This window comes from Xanthomonas sp. 3498, from assembly GCF_014199795.1.
Classification (GTDB): Bacteria; Pseudomonadota; Gammaproteobacteria; order Xanthomonadales; family Xanthomonadaceae; genus Xanthomonas_A; species Xanthomonas_A rydalmerensis.
The window spans coordinates 238,985-258,729 of record NZ_JACHOH010000002.1 but is presented as its reverse complement, the minus strand read 5'-3'; the positions used below and the strand labels follow the sequence as shown (position 1 = coordinate 258,729).

The window sequence follows — 19,745 nt, the reverse complement described above, 5'->3', positions numbered from 1 at the left end:
GGTTTTCCCTTAATAATCCATAACCTGCCTTCACTTTCTAGCGTCAGCCGGCAAAAAGTCCTTGCAAGTCGGCCTCCTCGGCCACCCGCGCCAGCCACGCGGCGCCCGCATCGGTACGCGCCTGCAGGGCGACGCTGCGCCCGCGATCGCGCACCGCCAGGCGCACGTCCAGGTCGGCCGGCGCCAGCACGTCCCCACCGCGCTCGGGCCATTCCACCAGCCACAGCGTGGCCCCGCCCTCGTCCAGCCCCAGGAAATCCAGTTCGCCGGCCGCGCCGATGCGGTACAGATCCAGGTGCCAGGCCTCGCCGTCGGCCAACGGGTAGCGCTCCACCAGGGTGTAGGTGGGGCTGCGGATCGCCCCCTGCACGCCGAGCGCGCGCAGCAGCGCCCGCGCCAGGGTCGATTTGCCGGCACCCAAATCCCCGTGCAGATGCACCGAGGCCTGCGCCGGACGGGTCATGGCCAGCGCGCGGCCGAGGCGTTCGGTGGCTTCGCTGTCGGGCAGGAACAAGGTGATGCTCATGGTTCGGATTCCGGATTGGACAGGCGCCGCAACGCCGGCAACAGGTCGGTGGGCAGCAGCCCGCGCTGGCCCGCGGCAGCGGTATGGTCGCCGGCGCCGGCATGCAGCAGGGCGCCGACGCTGGCCGCTTCGAATGCCGGCAGGCCTTGCGCGCGCAGCGCCGCGATCACCCCGGTCAACAGATCGCCCATGCCGCCGACCGCCATGCCCGGATTGCCGGCGGCGATCACCCGTGGCGTTTGCCCGGGCGCGGCAACCAGGCTGCCGGCGCCTTTCAGCACTACCGCGGCATGGTAGCGGTCGGCCAATGCCGCGGCAGCGGCGAAGCGATCGCGTTGCACCTCGGCGGTGGCGACGCCGAGCAGGCGCCCGGCCTCGCCCGGATGCGGGGTCAGCACCGCCTGCGGCACGGCACGCGGCGCCTGCGCCAGCAGATTCAATGCATCGGCATCCAGCACCAGCGCGCGGTCCTCGTCGGCCAGCACCGCCTGCCACAGCGCCTGCGCCCAGGCGTCCTGGCCCAGCCCGGGGCCGAGTGCGACCACGCTGGCCTTGCCCAGCAACGGCGCCAACGACGCCGCCTCGTCGACCGCATGCACCATCGCCTCCGGACAGCGCGCCAGCAACGGCGCCACGTGCACGCCGCGGGTCGCCACGCTGACCAGGCCGGCCCCGCTGCGCAGCGCCGATTCGGCGCTGAGCATCACCGCCCCACCGCTGCCGAGGTTGCCGCCGACGCACAGAACATGGCCGGAATCGCCCTTGTGGCTGTCCTGCCGACGCGACGCCAGACGGCTGCGCAAGGCGCCAACGGCCCAGGCCTGCGCGCGCGGCGCGCAGCCGGCGAACGCGGCCGCTGGCACCTCCAGCGTCGCCAGTGCCCGCTCGCCGACATGGTTCAAGGCCGCGCCGGTATGCAAGCCGGCGTGGGCCACGATGAACTGCAGCGTCAGCGTCGCCGGCAACACCGCGCCGGGCACGCTGCCGGACTCGGCGTCCACGCCGCTGGGCACGTCCAGCGCCAGCACCGGCGCGCCGAGTCCGCCCAGCGCGCCGAGCAGCGCGGCCAGTTCGGCGTCCGGTGCGCGATTGAGGCCGATGCCGAGCAGCGCATCGACCACCACATCGGCTGGCGCCAGCGCTGCGTCGAACTCCTCGATGCGACCGCCGACACCGATGTAGTCGGTGCAGGCGCGCTGCGCCAGCGGCGATTGCGGGCCGCGCCCGGGCAACTGCAGCACGCGCACCTGGCGCCCGGCGCGATGCGCCAGCCGGGCCAGCACGTAACCATCGCCGCCGTTGTTGCCGCTGCCGCAGGCCACCAGGATGCGCTGCGCCTGTGGCCAGCGCTGCAGCAGCGTCTGCCAGGCGGCCTGGCCGGCGCGCTGCATCAGCGTGTAGCCGTCGCCGCCGAGCAGCGCGGTGGCCTGCGCATCGATGCGGCGTGCGGCCGCGGTGGCATAAAGATCGAAGCAGTCGTACATGCACGGGATTCTATACTTGCGCGATGTCCGCCCGCCTCGACATCGCCGACCCCCACGCTGCGGCCGCGCGCATCCGCGCGTTGGCGCGCACGTTCGGCTTCCAGCGCTGCGGCATCGCCGGGATCGAACTGCAGCAGGACGAGGCGCATCTGCGCGACTGGCTGGCGCAGGGCCTGTACGGCACGATGCACTGGATGGCCCAGCACGGCGACAAGCGCGCGCGCCCGGCCGAACTCATTCCCGGCACGCTGCGGGTGATCTCGGTGGGCCTGGACTACGGCCGCAACGACGACGATTCGGCCTGGGACACGCTGCGCGACGGCGAGCGCGCCTACGTCGCGCGCTATGCGCTGGGCCGCGATTATCACAAGCTGATGCGCAACCGCCTGCAGAAGCTGGCCGAGCGCATTCAAGAGGAGATCGGCCCGTTCGGCCACCGCGTGTTCGTCGATTCGGCACCGGTGCTCGAACGCGCCCTGGCGCGCGACGCCGGCCTCGGCTGGATCGGCAAGCACACCTGCCTGATCGACCGCAACGGCGGCTCCTGGTTCTTTCTCGGCGAGATCTACGTCGATCTGCCGCTGCCGATCGATCCGCCGGCCACCGCGCACTGCGGCACCTGCACGCGCTGCATCGACGTCTGCCCGACCCAGGCGATCGTCGCGCCGTACCGGCTCGATGCGCGCCGCTGCATCGCCTACCTGACCATCGAGCACGACGGCGCAATCCCCGAAGACCTGCGTCCAGCGATCGGCAACCGTATCTTCGGCTGCGACGACTGCCAGCTGATCTGCCCCTGGAACAAGTTCGCCAAGCGCAGCGACGAGCCGGACTTCCGCGCCCGCAACGATCTGGACAAGGCCACGCTGGCGCAGTTGTTCGCCTGGGAGGAAGACGAATTCCTGCGCCGCACCGAAGGCAGCGCGATCCGCCGCAGCGGCCACGAACGCTGGCTGCGCAATCTGGCGGTGGCGCTGGGCAACGCCCCGACCACGCCGCAGGTGCTGGCCGCGCTGGCCGCGCGCGCGCAGCATCCCTCGCCGCTGGTGCGCGAGCACGTGCAATGGGCGCTGGCGCAGCATGCGCAGGCGCCGACCCGTGTGGCGGCAGCGCCGGCAGCGCCGATGCCGAAAGCGAACGTGCGAGGATAGGCGCCCGTACGCCCTGCACTGCCCGCATGCCCGATCGCGCCGACCAGATCCTCAGCCCCAGCCAGCTCAACACACTGGCCCGCGACCTGCTGGAGAGCACGTTCTCAGTGGCCTGGGTGGAAGGCGAACTGGGCAACGTCACCCGTCCCTCGTCCGGCCATCTGTACTTCACCCTGAAGGACGCGCGCGCACAGGTGCGTTGCGCCATGTTCAAGCCCAAGAGCCAGTGGCTGCGGTTCGTGCCGCGCGAAGGCCTGCGCGTGCTCGCGCGCGGGCGGCTGACCCTGTACGAAGCGCGCGGCGACTACCAGTTGGTGCTGGACCACCTGGAGGAGGCCGGCGAAGGCGCGTTGCGCCGCGCGTTCGAGGACCTCAAGGCCCGGCTCGCCGCCGAGGGCCTGTTCGCCAGCGAGCGCAAGCGCGCCCTGCCCGGGTTCGTGCGCCGCCTGGCGGTCATCACCTCGCCCAGCGGCGCCGCAGTGCGCGACGTGCTGAGCGTGCTCGGCCGGCGCATGCCGCTGCTGCAGGTGGACATTCTGCCGAGCCTGGTCCAGGGCGACAGCGCAGCGGCGCAGATCGCCGCATTGCTGCGCCAGGCCGACGCCAGCGGCCGCTACGACGCGATCCTGCTGACCCGCGGCGGCGGTTCGCTGGAGGACCTGTGGGCGTTCAACGACGAACACCTGGCCCGCACCATCGCCGCGGCCATCACCCCGGTGGTGTCGGCGGTCGGCCACGAAACCGACGTGACCCTGGCCGATTTCGCCGCCGACCTGCGTGCGCCGACGCCGTCGGTCGCCGCCGAGTTGCTGGTCCCCGACCAGCGCGATCTTAGTGCGCGCCTGCGTGCCCAGCATGCCGCGCTGCTGCGCTGGCAGCAGCACCGGCTGCGGCAAGCGCAGCAACGCGCCGACCGCGCCCTGCTGCGCCTGCAGGCGCAGAGTCCGCAAGCGCGCCTGCAATTGCTGCAGCGCCGCCAGCACGAGCTCGGACGACGGCTGAAGACAGTCTGGCGGCAACAGCAGGAACGCCGCCATGCGCAGTTGCGCCATGCCGCCGCAGTGCTGCGCGCCTCCCAACCGCAGCGTCGGCTGGCGATGCTGCGCGTGCGCCTGCTTGCGCTGGGCCGGCGCCCGCAGGCGGCGATGGCGCGGCAGCTGCAGGCCGATGCGCAGCGCCTGCGTGCGTTGGCCCGTGCACTGGAGACGGTCAGCCCGCTGGCCACGGTGGCGCGCGGCTACAGCATCCTGCGCCGCGCCGACGACGGCAGCGTGGTGCGCTCGGCAGCCCAGGTCGCGCCCGGCGATCGCCTGCGCGCACGCCTGGCCGACGGCGAATTGCACCTGCGTGCCGAGCGCACGGAGTGATCCCTTCGCCCCATCGCCCTTGCCGCCCATGACCGGCAACCCCCACGAAGAAAGGATCAAGGCGATCCTGCAGGGCATGCGCCGCGCCGAACGGCGCCGGGCCGCGCGCCGCGCCGACAGCAGCGACCTGCTGTCGCTGATCGACGGCGCCGCCTATGGCGCGCCGGAGGATGCGCAACGCGCGCTCGCCTGGCTTGCGCACGACGGCACCCTGGAGCACCTGAACCACGCCGACCTGCACAATGTCGGCGAGACCATCTGCGTGGCCTGGAACGGCTGCGGCAGCGACCTGGCGACGCTGTCGCAATGGCTGCGGGAGGTACGCCTCGCCGACGGTCGCAGCGCACTGCAGACCCTGCGCGACGGCGACAGCGCGGCGCTGCTGGACGCGGCGCTGACGGCGTTTCCCAGCTAGCGCGGATCACGCGATGCGCGCAGTGCGGCTCCTCGCCACGCGAATGCAACCGTCCGACACGCGCTGCGCGTGAGACACAAGCGGCAGTTCGTCGCTGGCGCATGTCATCGCATCGCGGCAAGGCGAAGCGCGCAGGCATGCCGGCCCGTTTGCCAAGCCCGCGGCCCACAACACCTACCGAGACGACACACGAGACATTCGGCACATGAGGCCGCGTGGCGAGGCGACCGGCGCCCCCAACGTCAATCCAGCGGCGCGACCACCAGCAGCGGATCGAGGTCATACCCCATCGCCAGCGCCTTGGCCTTGATCCCTTCGAACACCGTGCGCGACATGCGCGGCGAGCGCGACAGCACCCACAGGTACTTGCGCCCAGGTTCGCCGATCAACGCCCACTGATAATCCGGATCCAGCGCGATCACCCAGTAGTCGGCCCACACGAACGGTACCCAGCCCAGCCAGTCCGGCGCAAAGCGCACCTGCAACCGCCCGGGATGCCCCTCCACTCGCCGTGCCACGCCTTCGGCCGCCAGCCTGTCGCCGCTGGCAGTGCGACAGGCGTTACGCACGCCGATCTGGCCATCGTCGCGCAACACGTAGGCCGCGGTGACGTCGCCGACGCATTTCTTCTGGAAGGAGACCGGCAGGTGCGCGATCTCGTGCCACTGCCCGGCATAACGGCCGAGATCGAACTCGGCGACCGAGGTCACCGGCTGCGCGGCGCGCAGCGGCGGTGCGAGGCACAACAGGCACGCCAGCAACAGCAGCGCGATCGGCGAGAAGCGCATGCGCAGGTTCCGATGGACGGGAAGCAGCAGCTTATGCAGGAGCTGCGCAGCGATGTAAAGCGCGGCGCGGAACGCCGGCAATCATGGCACGGCCGGTCAGTTGCTCAGGTCGGCCATGGAGCGCTGGTCCGGCTGGCTGGCGCATTGCACCGGCTCGCGCAGCACCACGCGCTCGACCACCCCGTCGCGTCGCTGCAGATAGGTGTTGACCATCACGCACTCGGAGCCGACCTGCTCGATGTAAGGCGCATCGGCACCGGGACCGCCCTGCTCGCCCGCGTGCTCCGCCTGGTCGGCGGGGGCCGCCATCGCGGTGCCCGCCATGGCCCACAGCAGCACGACGCCGCCACATATCCGTCCGAATCCGCTGGTCATTGGCAGGTCCCCTGATTGCCCATGCCTATGATTACGACAGGCGGCGCCATTGATTGAGCGAAATATCCCGGAAAACCGTGAAAGGGGCGTATTTGTCTACAGAATTGGACACGCCTTCTTCACATGCGCTCGGTGTAGGCAGCCGTCAAAAGCCGCGGGCGCATGCGGAAGTCTGCATAGCGCACGGATGCGGCACAGAGTCCGGATGGCGACGCCGCGGCAACTCCGGCTACCGGGACCACCGGAACAACAACAAGCCGCAAAAGCCGGACAAACGCCGCAAAACCTTGCGGCAAAAGAAAAGGGCTTGCATTGCTGCAAGCCCTGAAAGAATGGTGGCCGAGGACGGAATCGAACCGCCGACACGGGGATTTTCAATCCGCAAGCTGAACTGTAACCATTTGATTTTAAAAGGTCGCAGCGAATCAATTAGCAGCACTACTAATCTACTGTAGCGCGTCGCAGCGGATGCAGAATCCCGCACTGGTGCAAATTCGGTGCAAGTTCAGTCAGCCGGATCGAGGGGTGCCAGCAGCCCATTCGGCCGCCGCCTCGAATGCCAGGGCGAGCGGCAGAGTCCGTGCTGGCTCCTGGTCCCCCTTGACGATCAGCACTCCGAATCCGCTCGGCGCGCCCCTCCGCTTGATCGAGGCGACCGTCTCGGCGTGGCCAGGCAGGATGCGGATTAGATTCCAAATGTCCCTGTCATGGTCGTTCCCGATGACAGGATTCAGCCAGTTCATGTTGTCGGGCAAGCTGGGCAGCGCCACACCCTCGGGAGGGATGACGCTGGGTTCCAGGGCGCGGCGGAGCGCGGCGCGATGTGCAGATCGGGAGGGCATGCAGCCATGCTACCCGCCGGCGTCGCAGGACCCGCGACGGGTTGGGGCCGCCCCCTGAAGACTTCAGCCGCGGCGTCAGGTGTTCGGCTTCGGGGTGCTCGGGGTGCGCTTGTCGATGACCACGGTCTGGATGTACTCGCCGTTGGCGCCGTAGATCACGACGATGCGGGTGGTGGCGTCGTCGTAGATTACCTGGGAGCTGCATGGGCACGTCGCCGCGGCGGTCACCATTCCCATGGGCTGCTGCTTGTCGTCGTTGACGACCGCCATGGTCGTTTCGGCGGCGCGTCCGATCGGCAGATTCGACTGGACGCCAGGCGTGACGATGGTGACCGACAGCACCTCGTCCTTCAACGAGTTGACCTGGACATAGTCCAGCCCGTCCTTGCTGAACTTGTACACCTTGAACTTCGGCGACAGGCTGATGTTCTTCGCGCCGGCCGGCACGCTTTCGCCCAAGCCGGGAATGAGGTCGGCCGGGTTCGGCTTCTTGTTGGCGGCGCCGGCCGCGCCCGCAGTGAGGGCAAGGAGAATCGCGGGGACAAGCAACTTCAGGCTGCGCATGGGAACACTCCGTGTTGGGTCGCAGCCGCGAAGCTAGGGCGAGAGATCCTGTCATACAACACGCCAAGACCCCGGAATAGCGGGTTGTCTACCAAAAGCACCGGAACCCCTTGCGCGTTAGGAACATATTGCCTAATTTACATCCATGCCAGCCACCCCGGCGCGGCGCTACAAGGAGAGGCTCATGGCCAAGATTGCCCAGCAGATTGCGCAGCAGCACAACGACACGACCACTGCTTCCGAGGCGGCCGAATCCCTAGCCATCGCGAAGGACCAGATCTGGAACGGCGAGGGTTACACGATCTACGTCTTCGACGACAACAGCTTTCTCGCGCAGTCGGGTCCGACGCAGGTTGCGGTCGATGCGGATGATCAGGCTAGCGTGGACGCTTACGTGAAGTGGCTGGGCGCGGATGCATCCCACGACCAGCAGCGAATCGATGAAATGCTCGCAGCGTTCGCATGAGCCCAGACGCTTCGAAGCATGACCCGCGCCCGGAGTATCTCCGGGCGCTGATTGAAAGCACGGGCCTGTCTCAGCGCCAGGCGGCCGCCCGCATTGGTATCAGCGAGCGGCAACTGCGCTACTACTTGGTGTCGCCTGACCACCCCACGTACAGGGCTGCCCCTTACCCAGTCCAGTTCGCCCTGGAGAGCCTGGCAAGCTGATTGCGGGCCTACTCCGCGTCACACTCGGTATTTGGAGGCCGGCTATCGTGGTGGACACCCACACCTTGGAGGCGCGGATGGACGAGTTGCTGGCCGAACTGCAAGACCTGATCGCCGAGTGGGATCAAGAGGCCGCAGACCGCCATCGCGATGGCATGGACGCATCAGCGGCCACGCTGCGGGCCTGCCGCGATGAGTTGCGGCGCCTGCTGAAGCGGCACGCTTCGTAGCCGGCCAGGCGCTGCTCAGGCGCCCGCGGGTTGAGCGGCCATGCTGGCCCCGCGTCCGGTAGCGATAGAGTCCCATGGCTGCCGGAGGCGCGGTATCGGGGCGCTCCCCACCAAGGTGTCGGCAAATTCCTACGTCGCCGGCCAGCCGAACTCCGTCGGCTGCGGCAGCAGCGCCAAGACCGCCTCCGGCGTTTCGACACCCTCCGGCGTGCTGGCCAGCAGTTCGTAGCCCTTGGCGTAGACGGCGTCGCGCCACGCGATCGCCGCCGCGGCTTCGGCCCGAAACTGCTCGTTGGTGCTGGCAGCATAGGATGCGCACGACACGATGCTGTCGTAGCCGCGCGATTGCGCGACCTGATCTAGCCACGCGCCGATACGGGCCCTGGTCTCCGCGACCAGGTCGGCGCGCGTCACCGGCACCGGGGCCGCCGCGTTGCCTGCCGCCAGCGATTCCTCGTACTCGCCCCACCAGCGGTGGCCGCGAGGGATGAACGCGCCATCGGCGAGGCGCATGACGACGTTCGGATCTTCGGTCAGTTGGTAGTCGGTCACAGCTCCGCCTCCGCCACCCAGTGGTGGCCGACATTCAATTGCGCCGGGGTCGAGGACGGCACGAAGTAATTCCGGAAGCCTGCCGGCCCCTGCCCCCCAACTCGCGCCTCCACGTCTGCGCCAGCCTGCACGTCGCGCACCTTGCCAGCGGCGCCGGTCTCGTGACTGTAGAGCGTCACCGCGGGGGTCCCAGCTTTATCTGCCTGAAAGGGCACCATGTAGGACATGCCGTAGCTGCTTAGATTGAAGAACCAATTCACGTAGCCCTCGGCCGTCACAGTGCCGGCCTTGACCGAAGCCGGGTAGGACTTCTCGTAGTAGCGCTTGCACAGCTGCATTTCCGTTGACTTCGGCCTGTACTCGAACGCGTTGGCCGCGCCGCCCCGCTCTAGCTGCGGAAGGCTGTAGGTCACGTTCGTGGCCGTCAGCTGCACAGTGAGGTTGCCGCTGCCACTGGACGGGATCGCCAGGGTGACGCCGCGGCGACCGCTGCCGGCGGTGATGGTGCCGGTGACGCCACCCACCGACACGTCGATTGAGCCGCTGGGATCCTGCACCGACAGCGTTACGTTACCCCCGTAGACGCCCGAGGGCGCCTCGACGATCTGCACCAGCGGGCCGCTGGTGTGGGTTATCACCCCTGAGCCGTTGACCGACACGTTGCAGCCACCGCTGCCGGCTTTCCACCTGTCGTAGCCATAGGCTCCGGCCGCGAGCGCGCCGCCGCCGAAAACGCGCTGGTTGATCTGCATGTCGGCATTGATCAGCAGGTTGCGGCCCTGCGGCGCCCAGCCGTTGAGCAGGATCTGCCCGTTGTTGAGCATCTGCAGCTGGCTCCAGCCGCCGCCCTTGTTGTTGACCAGGCTCAGGCCGGACGCGTTGGCGTAGATACCGCCCAGGCTGTTGCCGTCGGCGTCGAGCGTCTGCAGCAGCCAGCCCTCGGTCTGATCCGGCTGGCCGTCCTGCCCCTTGGCGAAACGCGCTTGGAACTGCTGGGCGTAGGCGGTCAGCACCGCCACCAGGTCACCGGACGAATAGACTTTGGGCGCGCTGAGTTGGCCCGTCATCGTGTCGCCGGCCCTGTTGACGTAGTCGCCCGAGCCGCCGCCCACAGCCACCCAGCCGCTGCTGCTCAAGCGCTTCAGGCCACCGCCGATGTCGGCGTACCAGCCCACGCGCGGCGTCAGGTAGGCCCACAGCGACGGCGCGGTGCACAGCGCCAACTGGCCTGCCCTCCCCGCCCAGGCGCCCGTGGGCGCACTGTCGATCAGGTAGACCTTGCCGACGTCGCCGGCGGTGGTGGTCGGCGGCGTGTTGGCCGTGGACGTGACCACGATCTGCGCGACGGCGTCCAGCAGCTGCATGGCCGTGTTGAACGGGATAGAGGGCTGCAGGACGTTGGGGTCCATCGTCGGCAAGCCGACGTTCGGGGTGTTGGCCATATCAGGTGCTCACGGGGTCGGAGTAGTCGCCGTCGCCGGCGAGGATGTTGATGCCGCAGACGCGGACGGTCGCGCCGGCCGGAACCGAGGCGCGGGTGATCGAGGTGTCGGTAGTGGTGGCCACGACTCCGTCGCTCCATGCGACCTTGTAGCCGCCGAAATACTGCGAGTTGCGCGCCGAGATCTCGGCGCCGATGCGGCCGCGGCCGATCCACGACACCGTCACCGCGTTAGCGCTGTCGCGCACCGCCTTGACCATCGCCGGCGGCCACTCGGTTTGCGAGCGGCGCAGGTTGCTGTAGCCGTGCCACTCGACGTCGTCGTCCGTCAAGCCGTTGCTGATCGCGCGCACATGCAGCGTCGCGGTAGCCATCCACGACTCCATCGGCAGGAAGTAGGTGTAGTCGTTGAGCAGCACGCACACCGCGCCGGCTGGGATGGCGCCGGTGGTGCTGTTGTAGCGGCCGCGGACCAGGCCACCCAGGGTGTAGGAGCCGTCGTCGTTGGTCACCACCTGGTCGAACTGCATGATCTCCCAGGCGCCGCTGGGTGTGCGCACGGCCATGCGGTTGCCATAGTTGAGCTTCGCGGCCTCGCTGATCGACTCAGGCGGGTCGCTCATCGTCACGGTCAGCGCCTGGCTCGACAGGTACGTCGGTCCCTGCTCGGCCAGCAGATCCGTCACCGTGAAGCCGACCGACGAGTCGATCGGCGCATCCACGCTCTGGTAGACCGAGGCGCCGCCGTCGGTTGAGATCTGGATCGACGCGCCGTTCCACCCCTCTCCGTTGCCGAGCAGCGCGACGTGCACACCCAGGACGTCCTGCGTGTCCTTGATCACCGGCAGATCCAGGACGTACACCGTGGTTGCGCCGACGGTGCCAGGCGTCGTGCTCGCCGGCGGGTACGCGTGCACGCCGGTGCCCTCGGCATCGTAGATGTAGGCGGCGGTGCGCTGACCCTCGAACGTCAGAACCCCGGAATCCTCCACCACCCGCGTCAGGCGCAGGCGGTGGAACTCGCCGTCCTCGTCCTCGACCCAGGCCTCGTCCGTAGGCGTGAGCCGCGAGTATTTCGTCGTCGTCCGGAACCCTGCCTTGTCCTTCTCGCCCCAGGCGATCTTGATGCGCCGCGCCGCCGTGGTGGCCAGCTCGTCCGGCGTCATCGTCAGCGGCAGCTCCTGGCTCGATTCACCGGTCGCCTGGATCGTGCTGATCGTGCGCTCGGCGAACTGGGTGTTGGTCTGGTACCCGATGGTGGGGTCGAAGGCCGTCAGCGACAGCTTGCGCAGCAGGGTCGTCTCTTCGACGCGGTCGAAGTCGAGCGGCGTGTCGTCGGCCGAAGCCGGCTCGACCAGGTCGTCGTAGGGAATGACCACGACCGGCGACTGGCCGCGCGGGACGAAGTGGATCCGCTTGTCGTAGTCGGCCACGTCGAAAAGGTAGGCCATCTGCAGCGGCTCGATCGCCTTCAGCGCCGTCGACTCCGACGCGAGGCGGAACCCGCGCAGTTGCGTGTTTGCCAGGCCCGAGAGGTCGAGCTGCTGCTGGTCCAGGCCCACCTGTTCCGCCAACTCCAGGATCTGCGCCGCGACCGACGAGATGCCCAGCCGGCCCTGCAGCCAGTGGCCGCGCGCGTAGTTGTCGTGGTCGGCCCAGTAGTAGCCGAGCGACTTCTTGCCATCCCAGCGCATCTCGTTCGGAAAGTGCGGGAACGGCCGCACGTCCCAAGTCCAGGCCACCATGTTGCGCGGCGACAGCATGTCGCCGCCGTTGGCGGTCCAGTATTCGAGCATCGCGCGCAGGTAGGCGTACTGCGCGCCGTCGTCGCGCACGCCGGTGGAGAAGTACGGCAGCGCCGATTCTGAGGACTTAGCGTCGTAGAACACGTTCGGCTGGTTCGGCCCCCGATTGATCGCCGGGCAACCGAACTCCGTGAACCAGATCGGCTTGGACTTGGCCACCCAGCCGGTGGAACTGGACTGCCGCACGCCGGCGAGCCGGTTGTGGTGCTCGTTCGACCAGAAGCTGCGAATGTCCTTCTGGCGGAACACCCACGGCTCGCCATAGCTGCCGTCGGTGATCGGCGCCTTGACGTTGTTCGGCCGATCGAGGTAGTACCAGTCGAAGTACTCGCCCCCCTCGATGTTGCGCTTGAGGTAGTCGATGTCGTAGATCAGGTTGCCGCTCTGCTCGCTCCGTACGTCCGCGATCGGCAAGTAGTTGTCGATGCCGACGAAGTCGATATTGGGGTCAGCCCACAGCGGGTCCAGCCCGAAGATCAGATCGTTGCCGTACTGGTGGCCCTTGTATTCCGTCCAGTCCGCGGCGTAGCCCACCTTGCAGCTCGGCATGGCCTGCTTGCAGTTGGCGGCCAGCGTGCGCAGGTGCGCGACCGCTGGGCAGTTGGTCTGCGAGTCGCGTACCTTCGTCAGGCCCACCATCTCCGAGCCGATCAGGAAAACGTCGACACCGCCGGCCTGCGCGCAGAGGTTGATGTAGTGGTTGATGAAGCGGTTGAACCCGTAGTCGCGGGTGAAGAAGGTATTGACCTGCGCGGCGGCAGCGCTGGTGCCATCGGGCGACCCGTCGACGCCGTAGGCGGGGTGGCAGGTGATGCGGCCACGCCACGGGTTTGCCGGCTGCGACGCGCTTGGGTTGTAGGGGTTCGGCTTCGAGTTCGAGCTCGGGATATCGAGCATGATGAACGGGTAGAAGATCACCCGCTTCCCTCGGGACTTCAGGAAGGCGATTGCCTCGACGATCGAGTTGTCGGAAGGCGTCGCGCCATAGACCGGCTCAGTGCCATAGGGGCCGGCCCCGGTGATGTACCAGACCCGGCCGCCGTCGCCGTCCCACTTCGACCCGTTGACCATCCACTGCGTGGAGTTGCCGCCATCCCAGTAGATCCGGCCCCAACCGTCGCCCTTGGCCCACCCCGGCAGGATCTCGCACTGGTCCGCCCGCAGATCCGTGCCGAACCACGAGGCAACGATGGCGACCGTGTCGCAGTTCGGCAGCGTCTGCGCAAGCAGATCCATCGAGTTCTCGATGTCGGACTTGCCGTTGTTCGCGAGGAAGTTGAAGTCGGCCTTCTCGAAGTACTGCACGCCGAGTTCCGCGCTGTGCTTCGTCGTGGCGTACAGGAATTCGCCGGTCGCAGGGATCAGCGTCACCGCCTTGATGCCATTGAGCACGGGGTCATTGGCCTTCCGGATCGTCCGGCTCACCACGAACTCATACTGCGGCACCGCGCCGAGTAGGTCGGTCAGGTCGTCGTCCTTGACCACGATGTAGGCCAGGCCGCGATACGCAGACACGTTGCCGGCGCCTTCGAGCGACTCGATGGTCGGATCCGGCATCTGGGTCTCGGAGCCGAGGTACATGCGCACCTTGGCCGCCCACTGCCTGGAGTAGCCCACGTCGTCCACAGACGCCGACGGATCGACCGTGTACACCACCTTGCCGTTGCGCTTGATCGTGATGAATTGGTCGATGTCGTGGAGGCACACGCCGATGGCGTAGCTGCGCGAATAGCGCCAGCTGGTCGTGGACGTGCCGCCACCACCCTTGCCGCCCGATTTCTTTTTGACCTTGGTTTCCTTGAGACCGGAGACCCAGATGAGGTTGCCGCTGCAAGGGAACGCGCCGGAGCCCTGGGCGATCGTGCCGCCCACCGTACTCGTCTGGTTGACGGCGTCGGTGAGCCGAGGGGTGGAGACGTTCGTCGTGATCGTCGACGCGCCGATGCCGGCACCGATCGAGAAACCCCAGGCGATGCCGGTCGGGTTGCCGCCGCTGACGAAGTAACCGATGACGGCGCCGACGACACCGCCGGCTATTTGTCTTGCAGAGCCGCCCATGGGCTGTAGACCTTGTGGATTTGAGTGACGGTGCCGCTGTCCAGCGCGCACTCGACGACGCAGCCGAGCGCTGAGTCGGTGTGGATGATCGAGGGGCCGCCGTGGACGTAGTCGGCGACCAGAGCAACATGGCGAGCCGTCCTGCCGCCGGGGCTGGTCATGGCCAGCACGTCACCAGGTCGGAGGCTATCGGCGGACACGCCGGGCTGCTCCAGGCGATGCGGGCCCAGTGCGCGCTCCAGGTGCTCCTCAAGCTGGCCGGCATGCGGATGGGTGGAGTAGCTCGTGTGGTCGTAGTCCAGGGCATAGGCCAGCACCAGCAGGCCCACGCAGTCGATGCCTACGCGAGGGTTGCGCCCCTGGTGCAACCACGGCACCTTGAGCAGCCCGCGCGCCGCCGCGATGGCCTCCTCCGGCCGCCTCACGACTGCACCTTGGCGTATGCGCCGGGCACCATGAGCGCGGCCTGGGCTACAGGCGTGAAGTCCTCGCCTCGGAACCGCAGCTTGTTGCCGCGCGCCTTGCAGGTCGACGCGAGCTTGTCGCAGTCGCGGCGGATTCGGAACCGGTCGCCCTTCTTGATCGCATAGGACATCGTGAGCGAAAGCTGTACGCGCGCCTGCGAGTACGCCTCGACTTCCATGTCGGCGCCGGCGTTGGCACCGGATAGCCACTCCACGACCCCTGGCGCGAAATAGCCGGCGTCCTGGGCAAGGCCGGCCGGCACGAAGATGCGCATCGGATCGTCACCGACTGCGCCGACGGTGCCCTCGAACCATTCAAGCGGCATCCCACAGCGAGAATCCCCCCACTGCGCCTTGCAGGTCAGCGACCATGTCGGGTTGATGGGTTGATCCATGAGCCGCAGCACGCTCTTGAACGCGACGCGCCACCCCTTTCCATTGGGCTTCTGCCGCCCCGTCTTGCCGTAGCCAATCACCTCGTGGCCCATCGACAGGTCCATGTAGTTCACGCGGTAGATGGTCACCTCGGCGTTGTCCAGCAGGCCGGCCTGCACCTCCCTCATGGTGATGCCGCTGTTGGTCGCGTAGCCGGCCACGTCGGTATTGTCCGGCGACAGCTCTGACGACGATTCGTAGGCCGACGGCACGAAGCCGTTGTCACGCGAGTAGCTGACGGTGTGCAGGCCGTCGTTGTAGACCAGCGTCTCGTCCAGGCTGGTGAACCCCAGCACGCGGCCGGCGAAGGAGCCTGCGCACACGACCTTGAGCAGCGTGCACGTGGTGGTGCACTCCTGCGCGAGGTGGTCGCGCAACTTGGTCGGGATCTCCTTCACCGGCGGACCTCCACCAGCTCAATGTCGGCCGTGGCCACGAACTCGTCGCCGCTGCGGTTGTTGATGGTGAAGGCGTTGTAGTCGCTGTCGAAGCGCACCCACAGGTCGAACTCGCCGCTCCAGGTGTACGGCGTGCTACCCCAGGCACTGGCCGGGGTGAACAACCCGAGCGACGCGTCGAGCGTTCCAGCCACCACGCCGGCGACGTTGTCGCGCACCGTCACGGTCTCAGCGACAGGCGCCTGGATTTTCCGGATCGTGGTGACGGCGCCCATGGTGTAGCTCTTGATGAGCTGTACCGGGTCACGGGTGCCGGCGATCGGGTAGATGCGCTCGCCACGCGCGAGGAAGTCGTTCCAGTCGCGAAACCGGAATGAGTAGAGCTGCCCGCGCGCCGCGTTGAACGCGGCCTGGATCTCGTCCCTGGCTGCCTCAAGCAGGTTGAGGTACTGCGCCTTGAAGCGGCTTTTCGGGTAGAGCCACTGCGCGTTGCGCTGCTCCTGGCCGTTGTTGAGCTGCACGATGCGCGTTCTCCACTCCGGGCCTCCGGAAAAGCCGAACGCGACGAGGTCCGACAGTCTCGCGTCGATGTAGTCCATGGTTATGCCAGTGCCCTTGCTGTCTCTCGCGCAGTCGCGCGCGCGAACTGGTCAGGTGTGCGGCCGTCGGGGCGGCCTTCGATCTTCACGTTGAGGGTCTGCTGCACGACCCTGCCCTGGCCGCCGCCGTGGTAGCGCGCGGCATCCTGCTGGGAAGGCACCCGGATCCGCGCGCCGCCGCTGACCACGCCGCCGGTGTCGTAGCCACGGTGGCCGCGGCGCATGGCCTCGACGACAGCGACGCCGCCGGCGCGGGCGATGTCGGGCTGGGACCACACCACCTCGCCCTTGTGCACGACACCCGCCGGCTCCTTCACGCCGCCGGGGCCGGTGTAGCCGCCGGTGTCGAAGTCCATGAAGCCGCCGGAGAAGAGGTCCAGAAGGCTGCCCGTGGTGCCGCCGCCTCCAGTGATAGCACCTGCGAGACCCATAACCGCCTTCTTCACCGCGATGCGCTGCAGATCGGCAAGGATCGAATCCGCAAGACTGGAGAAGGTCAGCTTCCCCGTCTTCGAGAAGCTGAGTGCCGACTCCTCCAGCCCCGAATACAGGCCGCTGACAAGCGTATTGGTTAGGTCGGCGGTGTTGGCGGCCTGAGCCGCATAGTCCTGAAACGCGCGAATCGCGCCGTTCGCCCAGTCGGCCTGATATGCCTTGCGCTGCTCTTGGTAGACCGCTTCCCGCTCAAGCGCAGATGCGTGGAAGCCGTCCAGCGCGTCGAGTTGTTCCTTGTACTGCTTGTCGGTGTACCCGGCGCCGTTGTTGGCCGTCGCGTTACGGTCGTTGAGGTCAGTCAGCCGGCGGTCGTAATCGTCCTTGAGCTGGATGCGCCGACGCATCTGCTCCACGTCGTCGCTGCCCCGGCCGATGCCGAGCAGATCGACCGCGTTGCCCTGCTCTTGGGTGCGCGCGGCTTCGTTGAGCTCCTTCTTGAGCCGCAGCAGATCCTCCGTCGCCTTCTTCGCCGACTGCTGCGCGGCCAGGGCCTTGCCCTGGGCGACCGCCTCGTCGAGCAGCGTGCGGACGCGCTTTTCCTCCTCGTCCGACAGCTTGCTCTTGGTGGAGGCGAGCTCGGTGGTCACCGCCACCTGCAGCTTCTGGGCGGCCGTCATGTTCTCGGTCTGGCCCATCTGCTCCTTGTCCAGGGCGATCTGCTTCTGGATGCGGTCGATGATCGAGGCGTACTGGCCCTCCTGCTGCTTCATCGCCGACGCGCTTTCGCGCGCGGCAGCAGTGTTCTCCTTCTGCTGGTCCTTCCACTCCTTCTCCGCGGCCACGTCCGCCTTCACGAACTCGCGCCGCTTGATGAAGTCCTGCTGCTGTTCGGGAGTCAGCACCTTCCAAGCCGAGGCGAAGTTGTTGGTGCCGGTGGCCTCCATGTACTTCTTGGCCTCGGTGGCCAGCCACGCCTGGTAGTCGCCCTGCTCGCGCTTCAGGCGCGCGACCTGGCGCGTCCAGATCTCGTCCGTGCCGGTCTGGCTGATCTTGCGCAGCGCGTCCGCGGCAAACAGCGCCTGGCGCTGGATGTCGCTCAGGCCGGCCAACACCTTTGCGAACTGGACGTCGTCGGCCTTGAGCGCCGCAGCGCGCAGCTTTTCGAACACGGCCGGGTCCAGCGACGAGCGCAGGGTCGACTCCAGCTCGACGAACTTCGCGCGTACCGGCGCGACCTGGTCCTGGAACTTCTGCAGTTCGGCCTGGGCCTTCTGCAGCCCCTCGTAGTCAGCGCTGATCCGCAGGCCCGAGCCCTCACGGGTCGAGGTCTGGGCCTCCTTGATCCGGCCCTGGTAGTTGTCGATGGCCGCCTGGAGCGCCTTGATGCGCTCCTCGTTCTTCTTCATGGCCTGGCCGGAGGTGTTCCATTCCTCGGCCAGGTCGGCGATCGACTTCTTGCCCTTGTTGTACTGCTCGACCGTGTCCTGCATCGACAGCCGCATCAGGTCCAGGGACTTGATCTGCTGCTGGTACTCGGCGCGCGCCTCTTCCGACTTGCGCACGAGGTCCGTGTAGGCCACCGCCACGCTGCCGATGGCGATCGCCGCGGCGCCCCAAGGGCCGCCGGCCAGCGCCAGCAGCCCCGAGCCGGCACTCTTCAGGCCGCTGGAGACCATGCTGCCCAAGCCTGCCGCCGACCCGGCGGCCGACTCCCGAATCCTGGCTGCGGCAAGTTCGTTCGTTGCGATGGCCGCTGCATCCTGAGCAGCCGTCAGACGCACCTTCGCAGCCGTGGACGCAGCATCAGCCTTGACCCCGGAGGCCACAGTGGCGTTGTATTCGAGTTGGGCGCGGTTGAGGTTGCGCTGGGCGACAACCATTGCCTCCTGCGCCTCACGCTGGGCGCGCAGATTTGCCGAGAGCGTTGCAGCGCCGGCCTGGTGATCGAGGGTTCGCTGAGCGGCCTCCTTGGCGGCGTACGCGACGCTCAATTCCTCGCGAGCCACTTCCTTGGCCGCCTCGGTCTGCGCTTTCCAAGCAGCGGTAGAGCGCACTGACACACGTGCCTGGTCCATCTGCGCCGTCGTCTCGCGCGTCCTCTGCAGGGCGAGGTTGGCCATCTCGCTGGCTTGCGTGGCGGCAGCGGATCGCTCGGCGATAGGCGCCGCGACGGCGCTGTATGCGGTCCTGGCCCCTGAGCCCAACAGGCGGCCGGCAACGACGCCAGCGGCGATCGTGGCGGCCCCGGCAACCTTGTCCAGGTTCTCGGCCATCAGACGGACGGACGCCGTCGCGGCCTCGCTGAAGACGCCACCGCTCGCGTCGACCTTGAGCTTGTACCAGGCCGAGGACAGGCGGTTGAGTTCGGCGTTGAGGCCCTTGGCCGCATCCTCCGCGCCACGGCCCGTCTGCCGCAGGGCCTCGATCATCGCCGGCAGGTACTTCTGCGCGTTGAGGTCCCCGTCCTGCAGCAGCTTGTCGAAGGACTTGCCGGCCAGCGCCGTGCCTTCGTTCATCTTGGCGACCGCCTGCATGAAGCGCGGCACGATGCCGGGGATCGCCTCGCCCAACTGCTGCCGTAGTTCCTCGGCTTGGAACTTACCCTTGCCGAACGACTGGCTCAGCGCGGTGGTAGCGCGCGAAACCTGATCGCTAGTCAGGTGCATCACCGTCGCCGAGCGCGACAGCTGGCGGAACAGCTCCTCCTGGTCGCGCAGTGCCACGCCGTTGGCGGTCGCAGAGGCCGACATGCTGGTGAAGCTCTTGGCCGCCGTCTCCAGGTCGAGGCCCAGCTCCTTCGCAGTTTGGGAGACGAACGCGTAAGCCTTCTCCGCCACGGCGGCCGAGCCGGTCGCGCCCTGCAGGCCGTAGTGGATCTGCTGGATCGACTTCTGCGCGTCGATCAGCGACCGCACGCCGGCAGCGACCGCCGTGAACCCGAGGAAGCCAGCCGCGGCGCGGTTGAGGTTGGCGATCGAGGTCGCCGTCTGCGCGGCATCCGCCTGAATCGCCTTCAGGCTCTGGGTCGTGACCCGAGCCGAGTTCACCATCTCCGCGCGATAGGCGGCCGTGTTGGCCCGCAACAACACGTCGATGGTTGCGGCGGTCGAAGTCACGCGGGAGGCTCCAGAAAGCAAAAAGACCGCC

General features: G+C 67.8%; 20 protein-coding genes. 7 read left to right on the top strand and 13 right to left on the bottom strand.

Going from position 1 to position 19,745, the window contains the following annotated elements; translation table 11 throughout:
• Positions 1-43: 43 nt before the first annotated feature.
• Complete coding sequence (gene tsaE, locus GGR66_RS06220) at positions 44-526, bottom strand: tRNA (adenosine(37)-N6)-threonylcarbamoyltransferase complex ATPase subunit type 1 TsaE (protein WP_184447663.1); 483 nt, start codon at positions 524-526, stop codon at positions 44-46.
• Positions 523-2,010, bottom strand: coding sequence for an NAD(P)H-hydrate dehydratase (locus tag GGR66_RS06215; protein WP_184447662.1), 1,488 nt, complete (start codon positions 2,008-2,010; stop codon positions 523-525). The genes tsaE and GGR66_RS06215 overlap by 4 nt, the downstream gene beginning before the upstream one ends.
• A 23-nt stretch (positions 2,011-2,033) precedes the next feature.
• Between GGR66_RS06215 and queG the strand changes: the two genes are divergently transcribed.
• From queG to GGR66_RS06200, 3 genes are read left to right on the top strand one after another with little or no spacing between them, the layout of a single operon-like run.
• Positions 2,034-3,161: a tRNA epoxyqueuosine(34) reductase QueG gene (gene queG / locus GGR66_RS06210; protein ID WP_184447661.1), complete on the top strand. Its 1,128-nt coding sequence runs from the start codon at positions 2,034-2,036 to the stop codon at positions 3,159-3,161.
• Between the two features lie 26 nt (positions 3,162-3,187).
• On the top strand, positions 3,188-4,528 hold the full coding sequence (xseA, locus tag GGR66_RS06205) for an exodeoxyribonuclease VII large subunit (RefSeq protein WP_184447660.1): 1,341 nt from the start codon (positions 3,188-3,190) through the stop codon (positions 4,526-4,528).
• Between the two features lie 28 nt (positions 4,529-4,556).
• Complete coding sequence (locus GGR66_RS06200; protein WP_184447659.1) at positions 4,557-4,943, top strand: hypothetical protein; 387 nt, start codon at positions 4,557-4,559, stop codon at positions 4,941-4,943.
• A gap of 242 nt (positions 4,944-5,185) precedes the next feature.
• On the opposite strand, the gene GGR66_RS06195 is transcribed toward GGR66_RS06200, so the two are convergent.
• Positions 5,186-5,731 (bottom strand): lipocalin family protein, encoded by a 546-nt coding sequence (locus GGR66_RS06195; RefSeq protein ID WP_184447658.1) that lies wholly within the window; start codon positions 5,729-5,731, stop codon positions 5,186-5,188.
• A gap of 96 nt (positions 5,732-5,827) precedes the next feature.
• Positions 5,828-6,106 (bottom strand): hypothetical protein, encoded by a 279-nt coding sequence (locus GGR66_RS06190; protein WP_160967387.1) that lies wholly within the window; start codon positions 6,104-6,106, stop codon positions 5,828-5,830.
• A gap of 53 nt (positions 6,107-6,159) precedes the next feature.
• Between GGR66_RS06190 and GGR66_RS06185 the strand changes: the two genes are divergently transcribed.
• The gene (locus GGR66_RS06185; RefSeq protein WP_184447657.1) at positions 6,160-6,561 is read left to right on the top strand and encodes a hypothetical protein; all 402 of its coding nucleotides are present in this window, start codon (positions 6,160-6,162) and stop codon (positions 6,559-6,561) included.
• Positions 6,562-6,615: 54 nt separating this feature from the next.
• Here the strand turns inward: GGR66_RS06185 and GGR66_RS06180 are convergent, their stop codons facing one another.
• Positions 6,616-6,948, bottom strand: coding sequence for a hypothetical protein (locus GGR66_RS06180; protein WP_184447656.1), 333 nt, complete (start codon positions 6,946-6,948; stop codon positions 6,616-6,618).
• 75 nt (positions 6,949-7,023) lie between these two features.
• Positions 7,024-7,512: a hypothetical protein gene (locus tag GGR66_RS06175; protein WP_184447655.1), complete on the bottom strand. Its 489-nt coding sequence runs from the start codon at positions 7,510-7,512 to the stop codon at positions 7,024-7,026.
• Between the two features lie 184 nt (positions 7,513-7,696).
• Between GGR66_RS06175 and GGR66_RS06170 the strand changes: the two genes are divergently transcribed.
• From GGR66_RS06170 to GGR66_RS06165, 3 genes are all read left to right on the top strand, one after another.
• Positions 7,697-7,978 (top strand): hypothetical protein, encoded by a 282-nt coding sequence (locus GGR66_RS06170; RefSeq protein ID WP_304942325.1) that lies wholly within the window; start codon positions 7,697-7,699, stop codon positions 7,976-7,978.
• Positions 7,975-8,181: a helix-turn-helix transcriptional regulator gene (locus GGR66_RS21360; protein ID WP_326520945.1), complete on the top strand. Its 207-nt coding sequence runs from the start codon at positions 7,975-7,977 to the stop codon at positions 8,179-8,181. The genes GGR66_RS06170 and GGR66_RS21360 overlap by 4 nt, the downstream gene beginning before the upstream one ends.
• Before the next feature lie 77 nt (positions 8,182-8,258).
• Complete coding sequence (locus tag GGR66_RS06165; protein ID WP_184447654.1) at positions 8,259-8,411, top strand: hypothetical protein; 153 nt, start codon at positions 8,259-8,261, stop codon at positions 8,409-8,411.
• Between the two features lie 129 nt (positions 8,412-8,540).
• On the opposite strand, the gene GGR66_RS06160 is transcribed toward GGR66_RS06165, so the two are convergent.
• From GGR66_RS06160 to GGR66_RS06130, 7 genes are read right to left on the bottom strand one after another with little or no spacing between them, the layout of a single operon-like run.
• Entirely contained in the window at positions 8,541-8,963 is a 423-nt protein-coding gene (locus GGR66_RS06160; protein WP_184447653.1) for a hypothetical protein, read from the bottom strand.
• Positions 8,960-10,405 carry a DUF2793 domain-containing protein gene (locus GGR66_RS06155; protein ID WP_184447652.1) on the bottom strand — a complete coding sequence of 482 codons (1,446 nt, stop codon included), beginning with the start codon at positions 10,403-10,405 and terminating at the stop codon, positions 8,960-8,962. The genes GGR66_RS06160 and GGR66_RS06155 overlap by 4 nt, the downstream gene beginning before the upstream one ends.
• 1 nt (position 10,406) lies before the next feature.
• Positions 10,407-14,267 carry a glycoside hydrolase TIM-barrel-like domain-containing protein gene (locus GGR66_RS06150; protein WP_184447651.1) on the bottom strand — a complete coding sequence of 1,287 codons (3,861 nt, stop codon included), beginning with the start codon at positions 14,265-14,267 and terminating at the stop codon, positions 10,407-10,409.
• A complete protein-coding gene (locus tag GGR66_RS06145) occupies positions 14,243-14,692 on the bottom strand; it encodes an NlpC/P60 family protein (RefSeq protein ID WP_184447650.1) in 450 nt (149 codons plus the stop codon). Before GGR66_RS06145 ends, GGR66_RS06150 begins: the two co-directional genes overlap by 25 nt.
• Positions 14,689-15,564 (bottom strand): DUF2163 domain-containing protein, encoded by an 876-nt coding sequence (locus GGR66_RS06140; protein WP_184447649.1) that lies wholly within the window; start codon positions 15,562-15,564, stop codon positions 14,689-14,691. The genes GGR66_RS06145 and GGR66_RS06140 overlap by 4 nt, the downstream gene beginning before the upstream one ends.
• On the bottom strand, positions 15,561-16,163 hold the full coding sequence (locus tag GGR66_RS06135) for a DUF2460 domain-containing protein (RefSeq protein WP_184447648.1): 603 nt from the start codon (positions 16,161-16,163) through the stop codon (positions 15,561-15,563). Before GGR66_RS06135 ends, GGR66_RS06140 begins: the two co-directional genes overlap by 4 nt.
• 2 nt (positions 16,164-16,165) lie before the next feature.
• Positions 16,166-19,714, bottom strand: a complete 3,549-nt coding sequence (locus GGR66_RS06130) for a phage tail tape measure protein (protein ID WP_184447647.1) — start codon at positions 19,712-19,714, stop codon at positions 16,166-16,168.
• Between the last annotated feature and the right edge of the window lie 31 nt (positions 19,715-19,745).

What these genes read in the sequence shown, in the direction of transcription:
- GGR66_RS06135 (WP_184447648.1), bottom strand. Translation starts at nt 16,163, where the DNA reads ATGGACTACATCGACGCGAGACTGTCGGACCTCGTCGCGTTCGGCTTT.
- GGR66_RS06180 (WP_184447656.1), bottom strand. Translation starts at nt 6,948, where the DNA reads ATGCCCTCCCGATCTGCACATCGCGCCGCGCTCCGCCGCGCCCTGGAA.
- GGR66_RS06200 (WP_184447659.1), top strand. Translation starts at nt 4,557, where the DNA reads ATGACCGGCAACCCCCACGAAGAAAGGATCAAGGCGATCCTGCAGGGC.
- GGR66_RS06170 (WP_304942325.1), top strand. Translation starts at nt 7,697, where the DNA reads ATGGCCAAGATTGCCCAGCAGATTGCGCAGCAGCACAACGACACGACC.
- GGR66_RS06175 (WP_184447655.1), bottom strand. Translation starts at nt 7,512, where the DNA reads ATGCGCAGCCTGAAGTTGCTTGTCCCCGCGATTCTCCTTGCCCTCACT.
- GGR66_RS06195 (WP_184447658.1), bottom strand. Translation starts at nt 5,731, where the DNA reads ATGCGCTTCTCGCCGATCGCGCTGCTGTTGCTGGCGTGCCTGTTGTGC.
- xseA (WP_184447660.1), top strand. Translation starts at nt 3,188, where the DNA reads ATGCCCGATCGCGCCGACCAGATCCTCAGCCCCAGCCAGCTCAACACA.
- queG (WP_184447661.1), top strand. Translation starts at nt 2,034, where the DNA reads ATGTCCGCCCGCCTCGACATCGCCGACCCCCACGCTGCGGCCGCGCGC.
- GGR66_RS06150 (WP_184447651.1), bottom strand. Translation starts at nt 14,267, where the DNA reads ATGGGCGGCTCTGCAAGACAAATAGCCGGCGGTGTCGTCGGCGCCGTC.
- GGR66_RS06190 (WP_160967387.1), bottom strand. Translation starts at nt 6,106, where the DNA reads ATGACCAGCGGATTCGGACGGATATGTGGCGGCGTCGTGCTGCTGTGG.
- tsaE (WP_184447663.1), bottom strand. Translation starts at nt 526, where the DNA reads ATGAGCATCACCTTGTTCCTGCCCGACAGCGAAGCCACCGAACGCCTC.
- GGR66_RS21360 (WP_326520945.1), top strand. Translation starts at nt 7,975, where the DNA reads ATGAGCCCAGACGCTTCGAAGCATGACCCGCGCCCGGAGTATCTCCGG.
- GGR66_RS06165 (WP_184447654.1), top strand. Translation starts at nt 8,259, where the DNA reads ATGGACGAGTTGCTGGCCGAACTGCAAGACCTGATCGCCGAGTGGGAT.
- GGR66_RS06155 (WP_184447652.1), bottom strand. Translation starts at nt 10,405, where the DNA reads ATGGCCAACACCCCGAACGTCGGCTTGCCGACGATGGACCCCAACGTC.
- GGR66_RS06215 (WP_184447662.1), bottom strand. Translation starts at nt 2,010, where the DNA reads ATGTACGACTGCTTCGATCTTTATGCCACCGCGGCCGCACGCCGCATC.